Annotated in this window: 14 protein-coding genes; 2 read left to right on the top strand and 12 right to left on the bottom strand. The window is 36.4% G+C overall.

Annotated elements, in window-relative coordinates; all coding sequences use genetic code 11:
- Nucleotides 1-71: 71 nt before the first annotated feature.
- The 8 genes from C1A06_RS06765 to C1A06_RS06730 all read right to left on the bottom strand — a co-directional run bounded on the left by C1A06_RS06765 (nucleotide 72) and on the right by C1A06_RS06730 (nucleotide 16,567).
- The gene (locus C1A06_RS06765; RefSeq protein ID WP_101689488.1) at nucleotides 72-1,736 is read right to left on the bottom strand and encodes an endo-1,4-beta-xylanase; all 1,665 of its coding nucleotides are present in this window, start codon (nucleotides 1,734-1,736) and stop codon (nucleotides 72-74) included.
- Between the two features lie 20 nt (nucleotides 1,737-1,756).
- Entirely contained in the window at nucleotides 1,757-2,782 is a 1,026-nt protein-coding gene (locus C1A06_RS06760; RefSeq protein ID WP_101689487.1) for a DUF5627 domain-containing protein, read from the bottom strand.
- Nucleotides 2,783-2,808: 26 nt separating this feature from the next.
- Entirely contained in the window at nucleotides 2,809-4,557 is a 1,749-nt protein-coding gene (locus C1A06_RS06755; protein WP_101689486.1) for a RagB/SusD family nutrient uptake outer membrane protein, read from the bottom strand.
- A gap of 30 nt (nucleotides 4,558-4,587) precedes the next feature.
- Nucleotides 4,588-7,608, bottom strand: coding sequence for a SusC/RagA family TonB-linked outer membrane protein (locus C1A06_RS06750; RefSeq protein WP_101689485.1), 3,021 nt, complete (start codon nucleotides 7,606-7,608; stop codon nucleotides 4,588-4,590).
- Nucleotides 7,609-7,651: 43 nt separating this feature from the next.
- A complete protein-coding gene (locus C1A06_RS06745; protein WP_185116828.1) occupies nucleotides 7,652-9,532 on the bottom strand; it encodes a RagB/SusD family nutrient uptake outer membrane protein in 1,881 nt (626 codons plus the stop codon).
- Nucleotides 9,533-9,544: 12 nt separating this feature from the next.
- Nucleotides 9,545-12,667 carry a SusC/RagA family TonB-linked outer membrane protein gene (locus C1A06_RS06740; RefSeq protein WP_101689483.1) on the bottom strand — a complete coding sequence of 1,041 codons (3,123 nt, stop codon included), beginning with the start codon at nucleotides 12,665-12,667 and terminating at the stop codon, nucleotides 9,545-9,547.
- A gap of 513 nt (nucleotides 12,668-13,180) precedes the next feature.
- Complete coding sequence (locus C1A06_RS06735) at nucleotides 13,181-14,782, bottom strand: glycoside hydrolase family 43 protein (RefSeq protein ID WP_101689482.1); 1,602 nt, start codon at nucleotides 14,780-14,782, stop codon at nucleotides 13,181-13,183.
- Nucleotides 14,783-14,800: 18 nt separating this feature from the next.
- On the bottom strand, nucleotides 14,801-16,567 hold the full coding sequence (locus C1A06_RS06730; protein ID WP_101689528.1) for a glycoside hydrolase family 43 protein: 1,767 nt from the start codon (nucleotides 16,565-16,567) through the stop codon (nucleotides 14,801-14,803).
- A 708-nt stretch (nucleotides 16,568-17,275) separates the two neighbouring features.
- Here C1A06_RS06730 and C1A06_RS06725 point away from each other — a divergent pair.
- Together C1A06_RS06725 and C1A06_RS06720 are read left to right on the top strand one after the other, a co-directional pair.
- Nucleotides 17,276-18,646 (top strand): glycoside hydrolase family 43 protein, encoded by a 1,371-nt coding sequence (locus tag C1A06_RS06725; RefSeq protein WP_101689481.1) that lies wholly within the window; start codon nucleotides 17,276-17,278, stop codon nucleotides 18,644-18,646.
- 25 nt (nucleotides 18,647-18,671) lie between these two features.
- Nucleotides 18,672-21,128: a glycoside hydrolase family 31 protein gene (locus C1A06_RS06720; protein ID WP_101689480.1), complete on the top strand. Its 2,457-nt coding sequence runs from the start codon at nucleotides 18,672-18,674 to the stop codon at nucleotides 21,126-21,128.
- Between the two features lie 180 nt (nucleotides 21,129-21,308).
- On the opposite strand, the gene C1A06_RS06715 is transcribed toward C1A06_RS06720, so the two are convergent.
- From C1A06_RS06715 to C1A06_RS06700, 4 genes are all read right to left on the bottom strand, one after another.
- The gene (locus tag C1A06_RS06715) at nucleotides 21,309-22,469 is read right to left on the bottom strand and encodes a BACON domain-containing protein (RefSeq protein ID WP_101689479.1); all 1,161 of its coding nucleotides are present in this window, start codon (nucleotides 22,467-22,469) and stop codon (nucleotides 21,309-21,311) included.
- Nucleotides 22,470-22,543: 74 nt separating this feature from the next.
- Nucleotides 22,544-23,749: a DUF1735 and LamG domain-containing protein gene (locus C1A06_RS06710; RefSeq protein ID WP_101689478.1), complete on the bottom strand. Its 1,206-nt coding sequence runs from the start codon at nucleotides 23,747-23,749 to the stop codon at nucleotides 22,544-22,546.
- 24 nt (nucleotides 23,750-23,773) lie between these two features.
- Complete coding sequence (locus tag C1A06_RS06705) at nucleotides 23,774-24,826, bottom strand: glycoside hydrolase family 18 (RefSeq protein ID WP_101689477.1); 1,053 nt, start codon at nucleotides 24,824-24,826, stop codon at nucleotides 23,774-23,776.
- Nucleotides 24,827-24,857: 31 nt separating this feature from the next.
- Nucleotides 24,858-26,483, bottom strand: coding sequence for a SusD/RagB family nutrient-binding outer membrane lipoprotein (locus tag C1A06_RS06700; protein WP_101689476.1), 1,626 nt, complete (start codon nucleotides 26,481-26,483; stop codon nucleotides 24,858-24,860).
- Between the last annotated feature and the right edge of the window lie 5 nt (nucleotides 26,484-26,488).

Below are 26,488 nucleotides of genomic sequence, written 5' to 3'. Positions count from 1 at the left end.
AGATAATACAGAGTATTACTTTCTTTTGTAATACCCTGTATTATTCATATACGGCTATCGGATTTTGTCTGTTAATCCAAATCCGAATTAATGTCTCTTCCAGCTAATCCGTTTGCAAATCCGGCATAAGCATGCTTGCGTGTATAGCTTTCGGTCCATAAACCTATAGGCTCGCCTTTTCTCCATGACGAAGTTTTAGGACTATCAAGTGGGCTCCACATTGTTATTCCATAACGTTGTGCAGGTGGAATGATTTTAAAATATTCAGAAACAATAAACTCATACAGTTCCGATTGAGCGATATAGTCTTCCTCTGTTGCTTCTTCAGTGGTCTTTCCGTCACCTAATCCTAAATCTAACTCTGATATTTTAATTTTTTTGCCTGTAGCTGCCAATAGTTTAAACATTTCTGTTATAGTTTCTCTATTAGCATCACTAACACTTACATGCATCTGTGTACCTATTCCATCCACACGTGCGCCCTTACTTTCAATATACTTTACATATTCGATTAGTCCTTTACATTTATCCAGATTATATTCCAATCCATAATCGTTGATAAACAAAATATCCGTTTCATTACCATGCTTACGTGCTAGATTAAATGCAGTTACGGCATAATCTTTACCAAGATAATCTTGCCAATAAAACTCGTCTGCAGTTAATTCTTTGCCAATCCCTGTTTTTAGCTCATAAGGATCTGGCCAATCCGACATAGGCTCGTTTACAACATCCCAAGCCCTAACTTTGTCTTTAGTAACACTATACATACCAGCAATCCAAGTTTCCAGTTCTTGAGTCAAAACTTCTTTTTTCTCTTCCTCTGTTTTCTCAGGACCGCCATTCGGATTTACCCTGCGAAGGGTAATATTATCAATGTACACTGTTCCTTCAAACTTACCATGACTGAACAGAAAACGATTACGAGTTCCGGTTGATGGAGTTACCGACATATCTACCTTTTTCCACTCGGTAGTAACCTCAATAGCTCCAAAACCATTAGATGAGTAATCTGTATTTGTCTGAATTTCGGCAGTAATTGATCCTTTAGAAGAGGCTCTAATATAAAGGCTTAGTCGATATTCAGAACCTTCTTTCAACGGAGCGGCCAAGTCAAAAGCCGTCTGAGCTGCCCATGCATCTGTTTCAGATGGATTTGTAAAATAATAACAATATCCACCATCAAGACCTTCACCTAATGCTGATCGTCCTCTTGTCGAATTATTACCCCAGCCTCCCCAACCAGAAGCGTCGATTTCAAAATCAGTATTAGTAATAACTGAAGGTTCTAGAGCTGGCTGAATCAAGCCATTTAAATACTCCGCATTCTGGTTTGCATGCCAACACAAAGTATGTCCATAGACAGTCAAACCTGCAGCTTCAGTCAGTTCAAGAAATTTTTCGACATTAAGTAAATTCAGGCTGCCATCATCCTGAACTATTGCTCCATGCTTCATTGCATATCCGGCAGTTAGTTCATCAAAATTGGCATTTGCCAAGCGATAAAAAACTCCTTTCGAATTATAATCGCTTACTGTAGCTCCTGCTCCTAGTTTGAAATCAGGGTTAGCCGTACGATCTACGTAAGCTTTCAAGGCATCATATTTATTCAGATACTCTACAGCCTTTACACTATCTGGTTTTTCTACACTGAAGTCAGGCTGAGAATCATCAGTACAAGACATCATCATAAAAACCCCGATAGCCGAGAGTACTATTTTCTTATATGGCTTCATATTTTTCAGTATTAAATAAATTATTCACTAAATACGGGTTCAAAAGTCTCCAGACTGATACCTCTATCGCGTACAACTAAGGTGTCTTTGGTAGCATAAGTTATGTCGCCAAAATCTATAGTATAATCTAGATAAATTACGTCTCTATCAATATTTCCCCAGCTGTTCTTATCTCCTTTTTTCACGAAAGAACCAGTTCCACTTGTAGCGTAATCTTCTGAAGAAATAATACATTGACCATTATCATCAAATTTCAGGATTAATGTATGCTCCAATTTGTAACCATTTTTGTCTAGGAATGTAAGAGGTAATGCTACTTCATCATAAGCCACAGTTGTCATATTGCAGACCTCATCTTTTTCGACATATTCCTTATGACGGATAATAGTCTTATCCGAAGAAGAATCTCCATTTTTACCAGTAACAATATCCTTTCCTCTACGCAAATAATTCGCATGCCAAGGATTGATATATTTTATAGCATATAAGACATAATCTTTAGGTGTAGTATTCCAATCTGTAACCAAGAAACGATTAGGATCAGATACTGCAGCATCACCTACTAGTAGTGAATCAGCATTCTGAACATCAGTCAGCACTATAGGAATAACATAGGTATTCTTTAGAGACAGAGGATCTTCAAAAAAAGCATCATTCAATTGTACGGCAAGTCTACCTAAAATTTCGCCTTTAGGAATGGTAATTTTGTCCGACAATAGAGAGTAATAAGCCTCAGGCATAGGTAGAACTTTCTCTCCATTTGATTTGAATGTAAGATTATTACACAAACTATTATCCACTCTATAATCTATTACGACATTTTTATGGTTTTTATATACTCCTCCCATAGTTGCTATAATCTCGCACTTATGCTCGTTATCCAAAGAAGTGTCGAATATATCCTCCCCCAACGTAATAGTTCTAATTGGTGACTGATATGCAAAATAGACGGTTGTATAGTCATAATCCGGAAATTCCCAATCATCATTTTTACAAGCCGAAAAGAATAGAGATATTATTAAAAGAATAAAAATTAACTTTTTCATATTGTTTCAAATTTTACGGTTCTTAATTACCAACCTTTATTTTGCACCAATGCATCAAACTTAAGAAGCTCGCTGTATGGTATCGGTCCATAATTCATATAAGCTTGATAATTTCTGTTTTCTACTGTAACCTTGGTATACTTACCATTTGAGATACGCACACCGCTGGCTGCTTCTGTCAGATTTTCATTCCATCGACGCAGATCCCAAAAACGGAATCCTTCGAAGCAAAGCTCTAAACGTCGCTCATTGCGAATGAGTTCTCTCATCTTCTCTTTATCAGTCTTGATTGATTCAAGATAAGCATCACCATTAGATAAACCGATGCCTGCTCTCTTTCGAATTGCCTTGATTACATCATAAGCCGAATAATTTCGTCCACCTCGAGACTGAGGTCCCCAAGCTTCATTGGCTGCTTCGGCATAAATCAGGAATATTTCAGTATAACGAATATGAGGAGTATAATGCTTCTGCTCATTTTTTGTTACAGGATCCAGGTTTACTTCTTTTCGCAGTAATTTACGTAAATAATAACCTGTACGAGTCGAAGTTTCTGCAGTACCAATACCATCATTATTATTGGCATCTACTTCAGTTTTGATAACTTTATCCGATGGTCCGGCTTTACTTCCATTCACCACAATGTATTTTTGCAGACGAGGGTCTCTATTTTCATAAGGTGTCTCCGAACTGGAATATGGGTATCCATCAAGCATAGGAAATGCATCAACCAAATTCTGAGTCGGGTTCAGACGTCCCTTACCATACAATGATGGTGGATAGTGATCTGTTTCGAGACTATTGCTGTTGCTAACGCCACCTCTCCAAAGTATCTCTTTGGGATTTACACCTTTAGCCAGATTATCTATTTCCGAACCATTAGCATACCATGTTAATCCATTAGGATCAATCCCGTCGATTCCACCAATTAGATCTAAAACATCAGCTGCATGATTGGCTGCATTTTCCCATGTCGATGTAGTACCTTCCGAATATGCCGGACTGGCTGCCAACAATGTTGCTTTAGACCGTATACCCATACAAATACGTTTGGTAATACGTTGACGTAAATGTTCACCAAACACACGATTATAATCATCTTTATCAATTCCAGCACCTGCATATTTTGAAGGGATCTCGGAATCGTTTTTGATATCTTCATAATCAAGAGGCAACAATTCTTCAGCTGCATCCAAATCGCTATATATCTGCTGTAAGCAATCTTCAAAACTAGCTCTTGGCTGATTAAAGTCCGAAGTTGGGCTCTCAGGATCCAAGATAATAGGCACACCTAACAATTCTCCACTCTCAGACCAACCACCATGAGCCTGCAACATATGGAACATAAACAAAGCTCGTAACCCATATGCTTCTCCTTTCATACGGTCATTGAACATACTGCTAACATTCTCGTCAATAGCCCATTTCACTTTATCAGACTCTGCTAATATTATATTAAGATATTGAATAGCAGCCTTCGAATTTTGCCATTGATCAAATGGATTAAAGTTCGATCTCCACTGGCCCGTAACAGCCTTTAAGTAATTATTGTTTTTGTCATTACTAACGGCATTATCTGTTGCAACATCATTGAATGACCAGCTTCCGGTAGGAATACGTGTATATCCGTTTAATAAGATACCTTGAGCAAAACCTGGCTCATCATATATCTCTTCCTTACTTCGATTATTTTCATTTGCAGGAGAAAACAAGTCGTCGCAACTGCTAAAAGCAATTATACAGAGTGCTATAATTGAGTATATGTATATTTTCATTTCTTGTCAATTTTTAGTTTTACTATTCTATTAGAACATAGCCTTCAACCCGAAATTATAAAATCTGGTTTGTGGTGCTGTACCATAGTTTGTTTCCAAAATCTTTCGTTCTTTAGCAATTGTCAACAGATTAGCTCCACTAACATATACTGATAGTCCGCGTACAAATGTTTTATGAAATATCTGTTTCGGCAAATCATAGGTAATTTGAACTTTAGCTAAATTAAATCGATCTGTTTTATACAGCCAGAAGTCCGATGAGCGGAAATTGTTATCGCTATTTAAACTTGTAAGACGAGGATAAGTAGCTGTATCTTTTGTTTCTTCTGTCCATCTACCTCGCACAACATCTGAATATTTCCCGTCGCCTTGAACCCAGAAATAAGAATTATTTTTCATTGCATTAGCTCCAAACTCACCAACTCCCAGAGCAAAAAATGTAAAGTCTCTCCATTTAGCTGTCAAGTTTATACCAAAAGTAAATGGACTTCCATTCCAGCCTGCTCTTCCTAGATAAACTTCATCTTTCGAGTCAATTACATTGTCATTATTCTGATCAATATATTTGATATCTCCGGGTTTAACCTCGCCAAAGCTATGAGAAGGAGAATTGGCTATTTCTTCATCTGATTGATAAAGGCCGGCACTCTTCAGTCCCCACAATCCATCCAAAGGCTTCCCAGCTCTGTTTTGATACTTATCTTCATACAATTCATCTCTAGTTATAGCTTTCGACTTATTATAAGTTCCGGCTACACCTAATGTCCAATCTACAGCACCAATACGCTTGTTGAAGTTCATCGCGAAATCTATCCCTATGCGCTCATCTTCATTGAAATTTATATAAGGTAAGAACGACGAAGAAGGCCATCCAGTCACAAAGTAATTAGGATATATTGTTGAGGCCTGAATTACCTTACCAGTCATACGATTAGCAAAAAAGGACAAATCGAAAGATAATAGTCGGTCAAATAATGAACCTTCAACACCAAATGTTATCTCTTTACGTTTGGCAAATGTGAGATTTGGATTTTCACCTCGTTTAGAATCTGTAGATTGGTTTGAGGCTCCATCTAGCCAACCATACCAAGCTCCATCTGTTTGACTGTAAATACTTTCATATAGATAATAATCTGATATATCTAAGTCTGTATTTACAATACCGGCTGATGCTGTCAGTTTCAGAAAATCTACGGCAGACGAATTGCTAAGGAAATCTTCCTCGCTAATCTTCCAACCTAAAGAGAAAGTCGGAGAAAATGCCTGACGATTTCCAGAAGGTAATTTTGCAGAATGTATAACTGCTCCACTAAAATCGAAATAATATTTCTTCTTTAAATTATAGCCTAGCTGCAGCCCTAAATTCGCATTACTTACTTTATGATAAACAGCTGATTCTGATTGTTGAAATCCATTAGCTATCAACATAGCCGTAATGTTATGATTGTCCTCGATAGTCGTTTTATAATCAAAGTATCCCGAGAACGCTATTGTTTGTCTACTCCAACTATCTTTGATATTTTGCACTCCAGATTTTGTATCTTCTCCATATTTGGTTAGTTTGCCAATAAGATCTTTTCCTGAATAATTGTTCCACGAAGCTTCATATACAGCATATTCATTATCATAAGACTGATTATAACTACTTGTATAGTCTATCGCAAATGTTGTATGGAAGGCTAAACCTTTGAGGATGTTATCTAATTTAAAGTCAACTCCGGCATCAAATAAAAATTGACGACTTACATATTTATTGTATCCTGATGCATAGATATCGGCAAACACATTTGTCTGATCCAATTGACTTCCTCCCAGCAGATATTTTCCATCAATCAAGTGATTGCTGTTTTCGATCATCAGCCATGAGTTTTCATCATCTTGTTCTATATAGCTGATTGGGATAAGCGGAGCAAATCTATGAGGACGTGATGTAGATGCACTAGCCCAATAATCGCCATGAGCACTGCGGCCATTATAGAAAATAGCTGCTGCATTGATTCTACTGCTTATATACTCGTTTAACTTCAAATCAATATTACCTCGTATATTTAAACGTGTAGAATTATCCTTTTCAGCCTCTCCAAATTTTATTAAACCTCCACTATAAGCATAGGAAATATTAGTATAAAACTTTGCACGCTCGTTACCCCCTGTTATTTCGGCTGTCACATCAGATGTATTATATGCTTTTTTCAAATAATCAGACGAGTAATAATTGACATCAGGATATCTAAACGGATTATTACCCGAAGCATAGTTGTAAATAGTTTCATCACTGTACAATGCCTCCAATCCATCATTTTGACGAGCTTCATTATACAAAGACATATATTCGCCTGACCCTAAATACTTAGGATATCTTTTGACTACATCAAAACCAGTATTAGCTCGGACATTAATTCTTTGTTCTTCAGCTTTTCCTCTTTTCGTAGTAATGTAAATTACTCCTTTTGCTGCACGACTACCGTAAAGTACGGTTGCCGAAGCTCCTTTCAGAAATGATATTTGTTCTATTTCTGAAGGCTTCACAAATTCTGCATCACGAGGGATACCATCTACCAATATAAGACTGCCATCCATACCCCACAAGTTTCCTTGGAAACCTCCGATATATGCCTGCATACCATCCAATGCCGATGTTGTATAATTTTTATCCAGATTATTAACTATACTGACCGATGAAACTCCACCTAATACATCCTCCTTGTACATTTTGCGATATGCAACCTGTACCAGCTCTTTTTCAGCTACCTGAGAGAGTATTATTTGCGTCAAGTCAGCTGCAGCATTTGCATAAGTAGTATTATAACCCAAAGCTTCTATCTTCAGTTTCGATCCTTTATCTACTTGCATAACAAATACTCCATCAATGTTTGTCAGAGCTTGTTCATTTCCATCCTCGGCACTCACTACTGCTCCTATGACAGGATCTCCGTTGTGGTCTATGATCGAAGCTTTGATATCTATTTTCATGACAGTCTGAGCATCAACCCTCAACACAAAGAAGGTCAGGAGTGCACATAAAACTATTCCTATCTTTATATATTTCATTTTGTTCCTTTATTAGAGTTATACGAATCTGACAACATGCTCCTTACCATCCAGGATTTTGATAAAACTCAGGGTACATATTGACATCTTTAATTTTCAAAGGAAGCCAATAATGTCTGCTTACAAATTTTCTTTCAACCAAAACCTTTTCTGTAAGATTCAGAACCTTATTTTGTGATGGATCATCCTTATTTATATCTCCATCACGAGTAAACTCATGAGAAGTTTTTATTGTATAAGGATATTCGGTTAATAACATCCAACGTCGTAAGTCGTTGAAACGATGTCCTTCGTATGCAAGTTCAACAGCTCGTTCGCGTCTTACCTCAGCCATAAACTGGTCTAGCGATCCTAAAAACTTATTTGCTACATGACCTACACCTGCACGGTCTCTAATAACATTAATAGCATCCGCTGCTGTCTTGTAATAATTGGCAACTTTTGCTGTTGGAGAACCATAACCTTGTGCAGCAGCTTCTGCATACATTATATAGATATCTGCTAAACGCATATATGGAATATGAATGTGATTTGCATTGCCATATCCAAAACCGTCATCATATTTATTTGCAGTACGTGGTATAAATTTGAACATCAAATAACCCGTTCTACTTCCTTTTGTTACATCTCTGTAACTACCATTTGTATATAAATTTGCGTAACGATTAGCTTCATCATTTGTAGCACCCTGAATACATTTTACACCATCGAAGATTATATCGTTATAAAATCGAGGGTCACGATTTGTCCAAGGTTGTCTAGGATTATATCCAGATTCAGCGTCAGCTTTAGTAGCATCAGGAATAGGCATACCATTCGCCATTCCATAATAATTCACGTAATTTGCTGTAGGAGAGAACATCAAATCGCCATCAGTCAAAACACCTCCCGGCTGATATTGCTTGCTCAAACCCCAGTTCGATCCATTCGGGTCATAAGAAGGTCCTCGGAAAATAGCTTCTGTAGATCCAGGCATTTTCCAATTTTGACCATTTGTATAAAATATTGACGAGTATTTCGAGAACGGAACCAATTCATATTGAGTATCGCCATCTTCACATAACTTCAATAATTCGGCAAAAGCATCTGCTGCTTTTTTACAAAAGTCGGCATTATATGCTTTATTTCCTGTCGATTCGAAGTTCATCAAAGGACTACCTGCCCACAAATAGTTTTTACCCAAATAGCCTAATGCCATAATTTTATTAATACGAAGCTGATTTTTTCCAAGAGTTTGTTTTCCTGCAGTTGTATTATCCCAATTGATAGGCAATACGTTGGCTGCACGCCTAAAATCCTCTCCTATTTTTTCAGCTATTTCATGGTATTTCAGACGAGGAAGTTTGAAATTTTCATCAGACGACAACACTTTATCAATATAAGGCAATCCTCCGAAATATTGTATCAGCATAAAATGGAACCAGCCTCTAAAAAACAGTAATTGACCTTCGATCAAATCTCGTTCTTCGTCCGTAGCATCACGCATCTTAGACAGATTCTCAAGACCTAGATTAGCTTTACGGATACCATACCATGCCATAGGCCATAATTTCTTACCAAATCGGTCATCATTTTGTGTATTATAGTTCCCGTCCATCCAGCCGGCTGCCCAGCCATCATGTTCTCTTTGCCATCCCCAAAAATCTCCGTTATCAATTTTATAACCGTAAAGATAATTTACACCTGTAGTCATTATTTCGTCTTCTCCCCAATTAAAGGAATTGTTCCAATATCCTTTAGCAAAATCAGGGATGCAATAATATAATTCTTCGGTAAATCCCTGGAAATTTGTGAAGTTTTTAAATGCGTCTTCTGGCGAAACCGTACTTTCTGCAGATTTATCAAGATAATCTTCACAAGAGGTAACCCCTAACATCATGGATATGATTCCACAACATATAATATATTTAATATACTTTTTCATCATGCACAATAATTAGAGTGTAATATTCAATCCTAAGTTAAATCGTTTTACAGTTGGGTATGCTCCTTGGCTAGCCCATCCTGTACCCGCAAAGTTCGATTCACGATCGTCGGGCATTCTAGACCACGACCATAAGTTATTACCATTAATATACAAACGCAGCGAGCTCAAACCGATTTTCTTAACCCATCCGGAATTCCAAGTATAAGACATCTCAGCATTTTTCAAACGGATATAAGAACCATCATACATATAACGATGAGCATTATTGTATCCTGTTGTTGGAGATGAAATCCATCTAGGAATAGGTGAATCTGCATTTACATTATTTTTCGACCAATAAGTACCTTCATCATATACTGTATTTTGTCTGCCCGAAAGACTTTCGAAAACAACCTGACGCGTTACGTTAGTAACACCATAGAACTGTACAAAAGCAGAAAATCCTTTCCATTCGAAGCCTATAGTCGCATTATATGTATTCTGAGGTTGATTAGGATATCCATACGGAACCTCATCATAGTTGTCTATTATACCATCTCCATTGAAGTCTATTACATTGTAATTACCTGGAAGTTTCTGGTTATTATTTGTGCTATGCTGTGTAGCTCCATAAATTTCATCCCAAGTATTGTAATATCCATGACCTACATAGGTATATGTTTGTCCTATTTGTTTTCCTTTTTGCTTTTTGTAGTCTGGTAGCATTTCCGGATCATCTGCGTCCAATACTTTATCTTTAGCATGTGTCATATTGAAATTACTCCACAGACGTAGCCCATTACTGAAAACATAGTTGAAACGTAATTCAAGTTCGTAACCTTTTGTACTTACCCTTCCGAGATTAGCTACCGGAGGATTTCCTCCATAGAAAGAAGGGATTGATCTCGAACTTCCGTTGATAAGTACATCTGAACGTTTATCTCTAAAGAAATCAACATTACCGGCTATCAATCCGTTAAGGAAAGAAAAGTCTGCACCGAAATTTGTTTTTCTTACAGTCTCCCAATGTACATTAGGATTACCAATAGCTGATTGTCTGTACCAAACATATGGACTTCGGCTTCCATCTTCACTCATAAGCCCTGTATTTCCATATGCCCATTGATCCATATACAACCAGCGAGCACCTATGTTGTCGTCCCCAATTTCACCATAAGAAGCCCTTAATTTGAGCATATCAAGAAATTTCAGGTTCTTCATGAAACTTTCTTCCGATACCATCCAACCTAAAGCTCCAGATGAGAAAAATGCAAAACGGTTCTCTTTACTGAATTTCTCTGAACCATTATATGCTCCATTATATTCTAAGAAGTATTTTCTTCTAAAATCATAGGTTACACGGAATACCCAATCTTCACGATAGTTTGGAATCATACTCCCTATAGCAGTCTCGTTGCGGCTAAATAACCCCATTGCCGTTACACTATGATCATCAAACAATGTTGTTGCATAATTCAATTGCAATTGGTAGAACAAATTACGTTGTGTAGACCAGTTTTCCATTTCGCCACCTTGAGTTGTCCAGCGTATACCTTCCATGAAGTCAAACTTGTTGGTTCCGTCCAATTCTTTTTTGTATTCGGTTTCTCCGGTATCGGGATCAATCCATTTTTGTTGAGCATCATTATACAAGTCATTGATTCCTCTCCTTGTTTCAACAAAAGTATTATCCCATGATACTGTACCATTCAGCTTCAATCCTTTGACAAGCATACCTAAGTCTTGCTCTATTGTGAAGTCTGTATTAATCCTCGAAGTTGTTTTTTCCATAGCTCCACCCAAAGCCAGATTCATTGCCGAGTTTGTTGCAGCGACTTCATTTCCTGGATAATATCCCCAAGTACCGTCCGAATAGACTGGTAAAAACACATCAGGAGCTACATTATATGCTCCTTGCCAGATTGGATATTCACTACCACTTGCATCCCACGGACTCTTCTTAGCTCCATGCGAAGCTGCTAAGTTGACCTTAAGAACTGTAGACTTAGTAAGTTGGAAATCCAAATTACTTCGCGCATTAATACGATTGTAGCCATAGCCAGTATTATAACCACGTCCATTATTCCAATCCTCAAAAAGGTCTCCCTCGCTTAGGAAATCGACAGCAGCAAAATATTTTACAAATCTGGTTCCTCCACTAATATTTAGATTTGCGTTATATGACATAGCATAATCTTTAAACAATACATCCTCCCAATCTACGTTCGGATATCGTTCACTTTCTTCCAGATTTGCCGGATTACGATATTTATCGATTATAGCTTGAGGTGTATAATCTACCCAAGCATTGGGTGCTAATCCCAATTCATTTTCAATAGCCATATTGCGTATTCGTAATGCATCATACGAATCGTATTTCTTAGGTAGTTTAGATGGCACTTTTACTGTAGTATTCACACCGGCACGTATAGTAGCTTTACCTTCTTGACCACGTTTAGTAGTAATAAGTATCACACCATTTGCACCTTTCACCCCAAATACAGCTGTAGCTGAAGCATCCTTCAGCACCGAGATTGTTTCGACAGAATTAATATCGACACTAGACATCGCACGTTCGATTCCATCAACCAAAATCAAAGGAGCACTATTATTCCACGAACTTATTCCACGAATTACAATTCTCGGATCTTCTTCACCGGGCATACCAGTACTGGATGTTGTCACAACCCCCGGCAAATTTCCTGTAAGAGCTGCACCTAAACTAGAGACTCCTCCAGCTCGCTCTAATACTTTACCCGAAGTTTGTGTGATAGCCCCTACCACACTTTCCTTTTTCTGCTGACCATAACCAACTATCACTGTTTCGTTCAGCATAATAGAACTTTCTTTCAGTGTAACATTAATTTTTTGGTTACCACGAACTGCAATTTCCTGGGACTCCATTCCCACATAAGAAATTACAAGTGTTTGATTTCCTGACGGAATATTTATCACAAACTCTCCGTCTAAATCTGTAGCAGTACCAATATTTGGATCTGTTTTTAGCTTAATTACAGCACCGATCAATGGCTCTCCTGATTCGTCAGAAACATTACCAGTTACGGCAACTTTTTCTTGAGCAAACGAAGAAAGAGATATTGTCAATACTATAAATAATGCTAAAAATCTTGTTATAAACCTACTCCCTCTCATGTATTTTAAGAAAACAATAGGGTACATTTTTCTATAATTTTGTTTCATAAGATATATAATAAGATTAACTAACTATTATTTTTATTTGTAATAGAAATATTACACATAACTACCTTGATACAAATCACTTTATAGGTGATCTATCGAACACATCAACTATCATTATAAGCGGGGTTATTCATAGTAATCAAATTTTAAATTATCATAATATTATTATTCATTCAGGACCAAACACGATTTCAGGTTCAAAGCTTATCATTCCATTTTTGTTTCCATGCAAACACTTATTGTACTTAATACAAATATATCGTTATGACATTCTTGATATAAGAAACGCTGTTACAGCTTTTTTTGTTTACATTACATCTTTTTATATTTAGTAACATTTTCTTTTGACGACATAACAGCAAAGGCCGTAAACCACTGTATACAGGACAATTAAACATACAGCAATAAAAAAGTAACAGAAATAAGACTAATACATAGAATAAGCTATGTACTAGTCTTGTCTATCTAATTCTTTTTCTCAAATTCGAAGAAATCTATATCAACATAACCACCTTTCTCCTTTGTGGCATAATTGAATATTGCAAAGCGTGTTCCCATAAAAAGGCGTAAATAATCGAATCTCATTTTAAATTCATCACCTATTCTGATCCATTCTTGCCTATCGAAGCTATAACTAAATGTTGCAATATCTTTCTGTAGATTAAAATCACAATCAATACGTAAGAAAATTTGATTCGTACTAATCTCAATTCTTGCTTTTTCGTCAACATCAACATGAGTTATACGTTTTTCCGCATCCATATTTATCGTATTAGTCGACATTGTTAGATATTTCTTATCACGATCTTTCACTACTGAAAGTAAACCTGAATGACCATTAAAAGCACTGAATCCGGCAACATCGCCATCTTTCATATTTGATATATCTATCGAAATAATTCCACTGCAAATAGGCCCTTCCATCCGTTGTGAAATCGTATTTCGAGCTGAGAACAAGTTGTCTACAATAATATTAGTCTTCAGTCTTAAATGACCTGGACGCTCGGTCAACGACCACGATTCGTCAAGAGGATTATGATTCCATTGCCAATTTAGTTTCAATTCAGAATCTTCGAAATCATCACTTTCAACAACACGTCGACCGGTATCATAAGTTTTCAATGGCACATCCCAATGTTTAGGAGTATTACCTACCGAATCACCAAGCATAGGCCATCCGTCTATCCATGTACAAGGATATAGAATTGGAATACGTCCTATGCCTCCACGATCTTGAAAAATCATTCCATACCAATTGCCATTTACATCATCTATTATGCATCCTTGTCCTACTCCGCCGAAGCCTTCGAATTCATTTTCCAGAATTACTTTTTTCTCATAAGGCCCCGTTATGTTATCAGCTCGATAACAAACCTGCCTTCTGAGTCTTCCAGGAATACTCCAGTCCATGGATATCATTAATAAATAATACTTTCCATCATGTTTTACGACCTGACTTCCTTCTAGGAGTCCTTGTTCATCAGCATCTCGCTCAAAAATTTTCTGGTTTACCCCATTTGGCTTTACACCTGATAAATCTTCTTTCAACTCGATTAAATCTCCTGTACCATAGAATACATAAACTTTTCCATCATCATCAAAAAATAATGAAGCATCGTGAAAATGAGGAATTCTTGATACTAGTTTCCATTCTCCGGCTGGATCTGTAGTTGAATAGATATATCCTTGATAAGGCTGATCGTTGGGTGAAAAAAGCACATAGAATTTACCATCATGATAACGTATGGACGAGGCCCACTGTCCGCGCCCATACACTGTACCATTCTCCAAATTATACTTTGGTGTATCTTCTAATTTATCAAATACATAATTGATAATTTCCCAATGAACCATATCTTTCGACTTCATAATAGGAGCTCCTGGCATAAGATGCATTGTCGTACTTATCATATAAAACTCATCCCCCGCTCTGGTAATTGAGATATCAGGAATATCAGCATATATAACAGGATTTGTACACGACGTAACTTCACTTATAGAGGATTGCTTGTTTTTACATCCGAACAAAGCCACCAATACAAAGAATAGAAATGATATTCTTTTCATTTTATCTGTATTTCTGATTTAGAGAGGATGTGCATCATTGGCTGATGTTGCATGTAGACCGATAAAATTGCCTGTAAATCCGCCAGCGACATCAGTAGAAAGAATATCACCGGAAACAACACCTCCAATATTTTTGAATTCAGAGTTATTTGTCGAATAGTTAAACTGATAAGAGTCTCCTTTAGCAACTACTTGCAATTTTATTGATGATTTTAGATCAATTTTTTCTGACGCTAAAATTGTCGATTTTCCTCTTTCTGTTCTTTCCAGCAACAAGTAGTATTCATTGTCTTTCTTCGTAACACCAAATACATAATTAAATGTTTCTCTCTGATAACAAACTAATCCGGCCAATTCATTCTCTGATTTCGGAAGATATTCCAATTGAACAGTAGCCGAGAAGTTACGGTGCTGCTGTCTGTGAAATAAAGTAGAGGTCGGTTTTCTCTCTTTTATATTCACTGAATACGGTTTTATCTCCAGTCCTTTTTTTGAGGTCATTATGAAATCTTCTCTACTGCCTCTCATACCAATCCATCTATAGTCTAGCTTTTCTGATGTAAAATCATCTGTAAAAGTAAAATTTCCATTCGGAAAAAAACCATTTTTTCCTGTCTGATTTACTACTCCAGCTGGCATTTTCAATTTTGGTTCTAATGGTACTAACCCATTCTCGTATACGGGGAATTCACCACTCCAGTCAACTGGGATAATGAAAGTTTCACGCCCGGTATTGACTCTATGTTTTTCATTCGGACGAACTGCCAAAAACACTGCATAATACTCTCCTTCGGGAGTTTGTACCAAATCGGCATGTCCTGCCCAGTCTACTTTATTTGCTCTATCTCTATTCAAATATCTCTGGCTGAGAATCGGATTATTAGGAGCTGGGGTGTATGGTCCTCTAGGCGAATCGCTCACAAAGATGACCTCGCTGTGCCACCCCCCTGTACCTCCTTCAGCACACATCAGATAATAACGTCCATCTTTCTTATAGATATGAGGAGCTTCAATCCAGATTGGTTTTTTAGTAATATCAACTCCACCATTCACTATAACTTTATCAGTACCAGGTATTACTCTATCATTTTCGAGATCATAGTCCCAGACCTTAATTACTCGATGTCCTTGATATAGTTCTTCTCCTTTTGCAGGGGCATCATTATGCACTACATACGCCTTCCCGTCTTCATCAAAGAATAGTGAGGGATCAATTCCATCGAATTGTAATTTTATTGGATCACTCCATCCTTTCAACGGATCTTTAGTTTTAACTACTATATTGCCAAATCCTCCTCCGAACTGAGTCGTAATCATATAAAATGTATCATTATAGGGATTATATCTGATAGCAGGAGCATACACTCCAGCTGCCATATCCGAATCATGAACTTTCAGTTGTGAAGGGCGATCCAAAACATGTCCTATTTGTTTCCAGTTAACCAAATCGGTACTATGAAAAATAGGCACTCCCGGAACAAATGCAAATGAAGAACTGATTAGGTAATAATCATTCCCTTTTCTTGTTATACTCGGATCGGGATAACATCCTTGAAGTATAGGCGAATAAAATTCATCATCTTTCAAAGGATATTGTTTGTATACATCGTCATCCCCCTGATATACAAACTGACTAAAGATAGGATTGATACTTTTCTTACCTTTAACATGACTGCCTTTGGTCTCGGCAAAACTAAAGTTAGAGAAAGAGAGGATAGCAAAACTCATTAGCAATACCATCTCTCGGAATTTAAAGAATCTTGATTTTGTTCTTATTATTTTCATCATAGTAAAAAATAAATATGTATGTAAATATGATCTTTTTCTTGACCATCAAAACTAGTAATTACAATAGCAGCTAAAGACGAACAATGTTTCCAGTTAATTTCGTCATGTTACATTATCTACTAGATCAGTTACATATTTATTCGACCATATTACTTAACAGACAGCAACTATTTATAAATCAGCAATTAAACAAAAATCTTCGTCACCTAGAACGATATTTATAAACTAGGAAGAATTTACAAGAAGTAAATTCGTATAAAATGTAAGATTGTTGGAAAATTCCCCAATAGAAGAAGCCAAATATAAATTCAAAGTAATTCGAGCACAAAAGCAATATAACAGCGATACAACATCATTATTGACTCCAATGTAACATTATCAAATAAAAATGTAATACACTCACATGTTACAGTTATATAAGCAATGGTATCTGAAACATTATTAGGTATATATAAAACTATCTTTAAGTACTTTTACATCAATATCATTAAAACAAACCTAGAAGCATAGAATTAATAAATAATGGCAGATGCTACATCCGTTGAGGACAGGGTACTGTCGGACAAGGTTTTTTATAGAATGATAATTTTCTTGAAAAGTCTCCTTCTGGCCTCACTATCAAGATAGGGGACTTTTCGAGAAATGTAAAGCAGACAATTGAGACCCAATTGTCAAAATTTAGATAACTAACAATCACTATATACAATGAATGCAACAAATATTAGAATCTCATTATTAAGTATTATACTTTTCTACTGCGCAAGTCCAATACTAGCGCAAAATCCTATTGTACAAACAATGTATACAGCAGATCCGGCTCCAATGGTATACAACGACAAGGTATATCTTTACACAAGCCATGATGAAGAAGATGCAACCTGGTTTGTTATGAATAACTGGAAGTTATATACTACAACTGATATGGTAAACTGGACCGATCATGGTGTTGTTCTATCTTATACAGACTTCAGCTGGGCAGCAGGTGATGCTTGGGCAGCACAATGCGTCGAAAGGGATGGAAAGTTTTATATGTATGTACCCACTATTAACAAAGCAACCAATTCTCCAGCTATTGGAGTTGCTGTTTCGGATAGTCCTTACGGACCTTTTATCGATCCACTTGGCAAGCCTCTGGTTCAGAGCGGGAAAGGGGATATAGACCCAACGGTTTTCATCGACGATGATGGACAAGCTTATCTCTATTGGGGCAATCCATACTTATACTACGTCAAATTAAATGACGATATGATTTCTTATAGAGGAGAGATAGTTAATATACCTATGACAGAGAATGCTTTTGGTAAACGCGAAGGTAATATTGCTGAAAGACCAACATTGTACGAAGAAGCTCCATGGTTATATAAACGTAATAATCTCTATTATTTATTATGGGGAGGAGGACCTATTCCCGAACATTTAGGATATTCGATAAGCGATAGTCCTACGGGGCCATGGAAATACAAAGGAACCTTGATGCCTACCGAAGGAAGAAGTTTTACAAACCATCCAGGAATTATCGACTACAAAGGAAATACTTACCTATTTTATCATAATGGAGCTCTACCCGGAGGCAGTGGATTTACACGTTCTGTATGTGTCGACAAAGTTAATTTTAACGTAGATGGCACAATTCAGCCAATGAGAATGACTGATGGTATAAAGGAGGGGTTAATGACAGTAAATCCTTATCGAAAAAACGAAGCAGAGACAATTGCTTTTTCTGAAGGAGTCAAAGCTTCTCAGAATAAAGAAGTAGGTGTATTCATTAATGCTCAGAAGAACGGATCATATAGCAAAGTAAAAGGTGTCGATTTCGGAAAAATTGGAGCAACCAAGTTTACTGCTCGAGTAGGAACTACCCACAATGGTAATGTAACGATGGAAGTCAGACTAGGTAGTACCGAAGGTAAATTATTAGGAACAATAAATATTCCTCTTACTGGAGGGGATAACAGATGGGCACTAGTCAGTATGAATATTCCTAAGACTACTGATGCACATGATTTATATTTCGTATACAAAGGAGACAAACCTGGAAGAATTATGTATTTTGACTACTGGATGTTCTCGAAATAAGCTAACTTTAATATCAAAAAATAATATGAAAAAGCTATCACTTATACTATTATTATTTATCACTGTTTCTCTTTTTATTCAGCTAATTGCCCAAACTTATGAGAAGACAGAAACCGGAATTAAAACGAATATAAATTCGATTAATATTGAAGTTCAGTTTTTCAATCCAACAACTGTTCGGATAATAAAGTATCCGTTAAAGAATAGCTATAAAAAAGAAAGTCTGGCAGTTATTGCTCAGCCTGAAAATTCAGCTTTAAGTATTAGCGAAAAAGGTACTTATCTAAGAATAAAGTCAAATAAAATCGAGGTTGCCATAAACCAAAAATCAGGGCAAGTACTTTTTTCAAACAGCTACGGAAAATCGTTGCTTAAAGAGGCTGAAAATGGAATAGCTTTCACTGATTTTGATGATGCTGGTGTCAAAACATATAAAATAAAACAAAGTTTCACTCTTGATAAAGAGGAGGCTATATATGGCTTAGGGATTCTACAAAATGGAAAAATGTCTCAGCGAAATCAGACAAAATATTTGATACAAGGCAATGTAGAAGACGTAGTACCATTCATCCAATCGATTAAAGGTTACGGATTATATTGGGACAACTACTCTCCTACAACGTTTACAGATAATCAAGATATTACCAGTTTCGAATCAGAAGTAGGAGACTGTATTGATTATTATTTTATGTATGGAGAAAACGCTGACGGTGTAGTTGCTCAGATGCGTTCTTTGACGGGTCAGGTTCCAATGGTTCCTCTTTGGACGTACGGTTTCTGGCAAAGTAGGGAACGTTACAAAAGTCAGGAAGAATTATTAGAAGTAGTAAATCGATATCGCAAATCAGGAGTTCCATTGGATGGGATAATCCAAGATTGGCAATATTGGGGTAATAACTATCTGTGGAATGCTATGGATTTTCTGAATCCTGATTTTAACAACCCGAAACAAATGATAGATAAAGTGCATGAACAAAATGCACATATTATGATTTCAATTTGGTCTTCGTTTGGTCCGATGACTAAACCTTACCGAGAACTAGATGCAAATAATATGCTTTTCAACTTTAAGACATGGCCAGAATCAGGTTTAGCAGACAGATGGCCACCCGATATGAACTATCCTTCAGGTGTACGCGTATACGATGCATATAACCCAAAAGCTCGTGATATCTACTGGAAATATATGAATGAAGGTTTATTTACACTGGGAATGGATGGCTGGTGGATGGATTCAACAGAGCCTGATCATTATAACTGGAAGCCTGAAGACTTCGATACTCAAACACACTTAGGATCTTTCAGAAAAGTACGCAATGCCTATCCTCTGATGGCAGTAGGTGGTGTGTATAATAATCAGCGTGCCACTACATCTGACAAACGAGTATTTATCCTCACACGCTCTTTTTTTGCTGGACAGCAACGCTATGGTGCGAATGTTTGGTCTGGCGACGTTTCTTCTTCTTGGGAATCATTGCGCAATCAAGTTCCTGCAGGTTTAAACTTCACACTGACTGGTAATCCTAATTTCAACTCAGATATTGGCGGCTTTTTTGCTGGACATTATAATAATACATGGAATGATGGAAGCGCCACCAAAAATCCGTCTTACCAAGAGTTGTATGTTCGCTGGCTTCAACAAGGGGTATTTAATACAATGATGCGTTCGCACGGTACGGATTTGAAACGAGAAATATATTATTTTGGCGAGAAAGGCGAACCTGTTTATGATGCTATCGAAAATGCTATCAATCTACGCTATTCATTACTACCTTATATCTACTCTACGGCTTGGGATGTTACACATCGACAATCTAGCTTTATGCGTGCTTTAGTTATGGATTTCAGCAATGACAAAAAAGTTTGGGATATGAATGATCAATTTATGTTCGGTAAGTCGATTCTTGTAGCTCCAATTTTGGAAGCTCAATATACACCGGAAACTTTTATCAAAGTTGATGAAAAAGAAGGCTGGGATAAAAAAGATTCGAATAATAGCGATAGTAATAGCTCTGTAGATTTTAAAGAAATAAAGTCAGCAAAAGTTTACTTACCCAAAGGTACTATTTGGTATGATTACTGGACTAATGAGAAACATAACGGAGGACAGGAAATTACCATAAAAACGACTCTCGACATGATTCCTCTTTATATCAAAGCTGGCAGTATTATACCAATAGGACCAAAAGTGCAATATGCAACAGAAAAGAAATGGGATAATCTTACATTAAAGATATACGAGGGTGCTGATGGATACTTTACACTTTATGAAGATGAATTTGACAATTACAATTACGAGAAAGGTGATTATACAGAAATACCTATCTCATGGGAAAATAAGAGTCACAAATTAACAATAGGAAAACGAAAAGGTTCTTTTGCAGGAATGATTGACAAAAGAAAATTTACTATCGTTTTACAAGATGGATCACAAAAGACTGTAGATTATTCAGGTGAAGAGATTACTATCTCCTTCAAATAAAACCTTTGTGAAAAATTAGTTATTTTACTGCAAATTGTAAAAGCTTACTCCGACAGTCATTCCAACTAGAAATCGTTGTATTACTTCGGTTGATAAAGAATATTTCTTCTAAAATAATGCCCGATATTATCAATTAAGATATATCGGGCATTTGCTATAAGGAAGGTACTTTAACTTTTGTTATTCTTTAATCAAGGTTAATTTAAAGTTCAATAACCATCTAGTCGTTTCAATAGGTATTAGTTTCGGAGTATAATACTCATCCATACCTTCATTCTTATATGCACGGAATACGAACCCATTCATATCATAACTGAATCCTTGTAACCAAGATGGTGCATATTTGTATTCGGAAAAGTCTAATATTACATTTCCTCCTTCAATATTCATAACTCCAATATAGCTATCAGGTATATTATCATCCGTCAACTCATATGATGGAAGTTTCTTAGTAGAACCAAGGAAGTAGATTTCTCTATTATCATCCTCAGTTATAAGAGGAGACGAATATCTATTACTAACAACTAAAGATATAGTCTTATTCCATGAAGCGTAACGAAATGGGATTTCAACTGATTTTATAGAATTCTCATATGCAGATAAACCTTTTATGTACATACTACCATATTCACCAGCTACAATTTCGACTTCCTGTTCAAAGGCTACAGATTTATTATTTACAAAGGAAGCTACCCACTTTGTATTAACAAAGTCTGAAGCTGTATAGGTGACATCTACCATCAGAGAGTCAGTAATTGTTGTTTCTGTATCTCCTTCTACAACTAAATATATAACTGCAAGCCTGGGTATCCTCTTTGGATCTACTTTTTTAGTTACAGTTACTTCATTTCTACTCGAGAATTCGGCTTTCAACCAACTTGCATTTTCTTCGTCTTTCAAACACAATTTAACTCGTGATAATGAGCTATCATCAAAAGTATTTTTTATTGAGAATTTATGCACCAACTCTTCATTTACTGAAGTTTCCATCAACTTATCACCGTTAATCTCCAATATATCTGACAATTGAACAATTTGAATTTCACGAGAAGATGTTCTGCTCGTAATTTCTATACTGCCTTTCCGTTTTTTTCCACTAATAAATGGAGGTACTTCGAGTTTAATAACACCTTTTTCAACACGTGCTTTGATCCATTCTTGATCCGAAGAGACATTGAAAGATCCCGACACTTTGGGGTTGAGCTCTGTTTCTCCACCTCTTGCAGTGAAATGAACTTCCTCAATTTTCATATTTATATCCCCATTACCATCATCATCGCTGCAAGCTACAAAACCAGATAGTACTAATATGGCAACAAATATCAAAAGTATATTTTTCATAATACAATTTTAAAGCATTTAATTTTTTAAGTATGGAATCAAATCTCAATGATCTGATTCCTCTTTTATTTTTATTAGTTAGGGCATGGAACTCCTTCAGTCCATTTTAAATCTCCTGATCCTATTATAACCGCATCATGTCCATTTCCAGAATAATCTTTACATGTATTAGAATTATCATCTAATTTCCAATACCCTTCAAGCCCCTCACTATCAGACTCAACAAAACATTGATGCAGAGGATTTCTTAATTCTGCTGAAGATAAGGCTCTTCTCCAAAGTCTAGCCTCACTCACAGACCCTTTTAGATAGAAAGGATTACCTGATTGGGCACCTGGCGCACCACCAATATAGAAATTGTTAGTAAATGATACTTTTTTGCTATATTCTGCTTCTGTAAACAACTCTCCATTAATGTATAACTTCAACGTGTTATTAGAATAAACTCCTGCAATATGATACCATGTATCTCTTTCGATTGTGTATCCTAGTTTTCCGGCATACAAAGCCCATTTTCTTACGCCAAACATAAATACTGGTATATTTCCTGCACCGCCGACTCTGTCGGGTGTTCCATCAACAAACAACCATGCATTCAAGTCAAGATTTTCGTCCTCAGGGAATCCGAGAATACCCATCAGATTTCCTTGATAATATTTAGGGAAATCCCACATACTTACCCTGGCTTCCAAGGTAAACGACTCTAAATTCTGTAAACGACTAACATCTTGATCTTTAAAATTAACTTTCAAGCAGTTTCCCCCATTGAACGTAGGAACATTCATCAATAAAGTCCTATTGATTATGACATATAACACATCACTTCCCGGCAATGATGGATAATTTCCATTTTTGCTTGTCAATTTTACTGGAACTAGATAGTTTAGCCCCTTTCCTATTTTCTCAACATCATTAACGACCAACTTTATTGCATCTGATCGATAAGTACCGGTTGCTACAACCAATTTAGTTTCTGACAAAGAACAAGTTCCTTCAGGTAGAGATTGGAATGATTCTCCATTCTCGCTATTATACTTTTCAACTAATGAATTATCAATTGAAAGAAGCACTTCGACTTCTGAGTTTGCAACTAATGAAGTAGATACAGTTATACCCATATTGTCTCCATTGTTTCTAGCAGAAAAACTTACAGTTTTACTTTTTTCTGCAGCAGTAATATATACCGCTTCTACATCAACATCTTCGCTACATGCCTCAAATATGACAAGAGATACAAGGCTCAATAAAATTAGTATATATTTTTTTGATAGTATTTTCATTTTCTTTGATCTTTAGTTTAAACTTCATTTTTCATTCGGAGCTGGCACTCGTTTTAGAGTTGCTGGATTCATTATTTGAATAGCCTCTCTTGCATAAAAATAGTTGTTAGGTGGAGTAGGCTTGTTCATGTGATTACCTTCGGCATAGGCAAACTGTAATACATAAACTCCACAGCCTGCAATCTCTCCTTCAGTAGCATAATGAGCCATTCCCCATAAACTTGGTATAGATTCTTCTTCATTCGTTTCTTTATTGAAGTAAGTATATTTATCTCCTCCATGCCCAAAATAGTTGTTTGCATCACTAGTCCATTCGGTAAAAATTCTTTTTTCGTTAGGAAATCCGATTCCGAAATCACTACCTCCTCCTGATAATCTTTGATCCAACTGTCCCGCATTTTTTGTATCATATGCTTGACCAATAAAATAGTCGAAACGATCGGCATACTCGGCATCTTTCCACTGTCCATCTACTACCAATAATCTGTGTTTACCATTTACTTTGTATTCTTCTTTACACATTGGGCCCATATATTCGCTCATAACATCAATAAAGGTTCTCATCATATCTTGAAAGTATTCATCACCTCCAAAATTTGGTTCATAGTCTAGGTCAAAACCATCTAATCCCCATTCGATAACAGATTCAGCTAGATTTCTAGCATAAATTTTCATCGAATCAAGATCATGACTTCCTGCTCCTTTTGTACTAAAATATGGATCAGGCCACATTGTCACTAATACTTTTGTACCTCTTCGTTCTTGAAGGAATTTAACATCTCGTCTATTCTGTTCATTATCTACGTAACCTGTAAAGAAAGAAACTATATCAAGACTATCCGGTATACCTGATATTCTGCTCTGCATAGATGGATTTTCAGGTGTATAATTAAACCAGGCAAAAAACAATTTATGGTCTGAATTTTTATATTCAATCAGGGCAGCCTCTTCCTCTGGAGTCAATGATGAGATTTGCGTTTCGGGCAATACATCTGCTTCAACATCTGTCCAAGATTCACAACTCGCGAACATAACAAGAAGCAGGCAATATATAGTTATTAATAAATTCTTTTTCATAAAAACGTATTTTAATTACAGTCAAATAAATTTATTTCTGATATGGTTTATCTGTTCTTTTATCCCACCACAATTTTGTACCACCAGTATCCAATCCGCCTAGTAGTTTCAATGCCTCAGGGTATAGTTCTGGGTAATCTCCGCTTAAACTGTTAGGATAGGGCAATCTTGCAATTTGTCTTTCAGTATCTATTATATTATTCCCTTTATTCTCTTTTACTGGAATCACTCTCGGACAACCAGTTCTTCTGAATTCACTCCAGGCTTCTTGTCCATCAGGATATAGTGCAATCCATTTTTGAGTAATAATTTTTTCTAATAATCTATCTTTTCCGACAGATTCATCCCATGCAACAGACACCTGCCCCACTTCAGAATAGCTATTTCCAGAAGTAACTATGTCTTTATATGATATTGGTAGCGAGTTTCCTTTTATATAATTTTCAGCATCTCCTGCATTACCTTGAGAAGCGCCCATCGGTTGAGCAAAGGCTGTTCTAATCCCTTCTTCGTACAAAGATCTAGCAGTTCCACCGGCATTCCAGTTACGCAGAGCTGCCTCTGCACGTAGAAAATATACTTCCGCAGCTGTCATTATCTGAATTGGGGTACCAGCCGTAACATTCAACATTGAAAATACTTTATATTCATCTCCTTTGATATCAATACCACTTCTCACTCCGTTATAATCTTTTTTATTGGAAAGTTCTGACGCTTTGAAAAGTAATTCAAGTCTCGGGTCTTCATATCCTTTTAAGTATGATTCCATTGTTGCACCTAAACGTGTGTCACCATATGAATCAGAAATCATATATAGAGGGTTGACTGTTGATGTTCCATTCACACGAATTATCGCATTATCTTCATTCGACGCAAGGACACCTGCTTTAATAGCTTCTTCCGCTTTTTGTTTAGCTTTTGCTTCGTCTGCATATACAATACGAATTGCAAGTCTAAGCTTTAGCGAATTAGCAAATAATATCCATTTATTAAAATCACTCTCGTATATTTTATCATACTCTTTTAATGATCTTCCTGTTGGATTTTTTTTGATATAATCTTCCAAGATAACTACAGCCTCATCCAGCTCGGCAAAGAAGGTATCATACACAACATCTTGCGATGTGAAAGGTACAACGGAAGCTGGCACAAAGTCCTTATAAGGAATAGGACCATACATATCTGTTATTCGATGCATACCATAAACCTTCATTATTAGTCCAACAGCAAATGCTTCAGGACTTATCGTCTTTTTCTGAAAAAGGTTATACCACGGTGTCATATAATGTTGATAACCTAGATTATAAGCAACACTATACCAATCAGGGGTCATGTTATAAGTCGTATTGTTTGATCCGTTATTATCAAACTTGTTCGAAGCTCCTTGATGTCCGGAATACACATCTCCTGCCAAGCTGAGCATCTTTTGATAGTTATTGACATCAACATTTTGGTCTTTTGTTACACATGGGAATATTTGATATTGAATTTGTGTAATTAAAGAACCAACACCTAGGTTATCATAACCTAGTTCCTCTTCAGTAGCAGCATTAGGATCTTGATTGATTTTCTCAAAGTCATCTGTACAAGAGCCTAGAATCAATACAGATACTAGTATAATTAAGTTTGCCTTTATGTTTAAATAGTATTTTTTCATTTTAT

Origin of the sequence: Dysgonomonas massiliensis, assembly GCF_900240225.1 — a bacterium.
GTDB lineage: Bacteria > Bacteroidota > Bacteroidia > Bacteroidales > Dysgonomonadaceae > Dysgonomonas > Dysgonomonas massiliensis.
Note: the sequence above shows the minus strand (reverse complement) of the source record. Positions and strands in the feature narration are given on the sequence as shown.

Coding starts and splice junctions, on each gene's coding strand:
- C1A06_RS06765 (WP_101689488.1), bottom strand. CDS start 1,736: ATGAAGCCATATAAGAAAATAGTACTCTCGGCTATCGGGGTTTTTATG.
- C1A06_RS06760 (WP_101689487.1), bottom strand. CDS start 2,782: ATGAAAAAGTTAATTTTTATTCTTTTAATAATATCTCTATTCTTTTCG.
- C1A06_RS06755 (WP_101689486.1), bottom strand. CDS start 4,557: ATGAAAATATACATATACTCAATTATAGCACTCTGTATAATTGCTTTT.
- C1A06_RS06750 (WP_101689485.1), bottom strand. CDS start 7,608: ATGAAATATATAAAGATAGGAATAGTTTTATGTGCACTCCTGACCTTC.
- C1A06_RS06745 (WP_185116828.1), bottom strand. CDS start 9,532: ATGAAAAAGTATATTAAATATATTATATGTTGTGGAATCATATCCATG.
- C1A06_RS06740 (WP_101689483.1), bottom strand. CDS start 12,667: ATGAGAGGGAGTAGGTTTATAACAAGATTTTTAGCATTATTTATAGTA.
- C1A06_RS06735 (WP_101689482.1), bottom strand. CDS start 14,782: ATGAAAAGAATATCATTTCTATTCTTTGTATTGGTGGCTTTGTTCGGA.
- C1A06_RS06730 (WP_101689528.1), bottom strand. CDS start 16,567: ATGAAAATAATAAGAACAAAATCAAGATTCTTTAAATTCCGAGAGATG.
- C1A06_RS06725 (WP_101689481.1), top strand. CDS start 17,276: ATGAATGCAACAAATATTAGAATCTCATTATTAAGTATTATACTTTTC.
- C1A06_RS06720 (WP_101689480.1), top strand. CDS start 18,672: ATGAAAAAGCTATCACTTATACTATTATTATTTATCACTGTTTCTCTT.
- C1A06_RS06715 (WP_101689479.1), bottom strand. CDS start 22,469: ATGAAAAATATACTTTTGATATTTGTTGCCATATTAGTACTATCTGGT.
- C1A06_RS06710 (WP_101689478.1), bottom strand. CDS start 23,749: ATGAAAATACTATCAAAAAAATATATACTAATTTTATTGAGCCTTGTA.
- C1A06_RS06705 (WP_101689477.1), bottom strand. CDS start 24,826: ATGAAAAAGAATTTATTAATAACTATATATTGCCTGCTTCTTGTTATG.
- C1A06_RS06700 (WP_101689476.1), bottom strand. CDS start 26,483: ATGAAAAAATACTATTTAAACATAAAGGCAAACTTAATTATACTAGTA.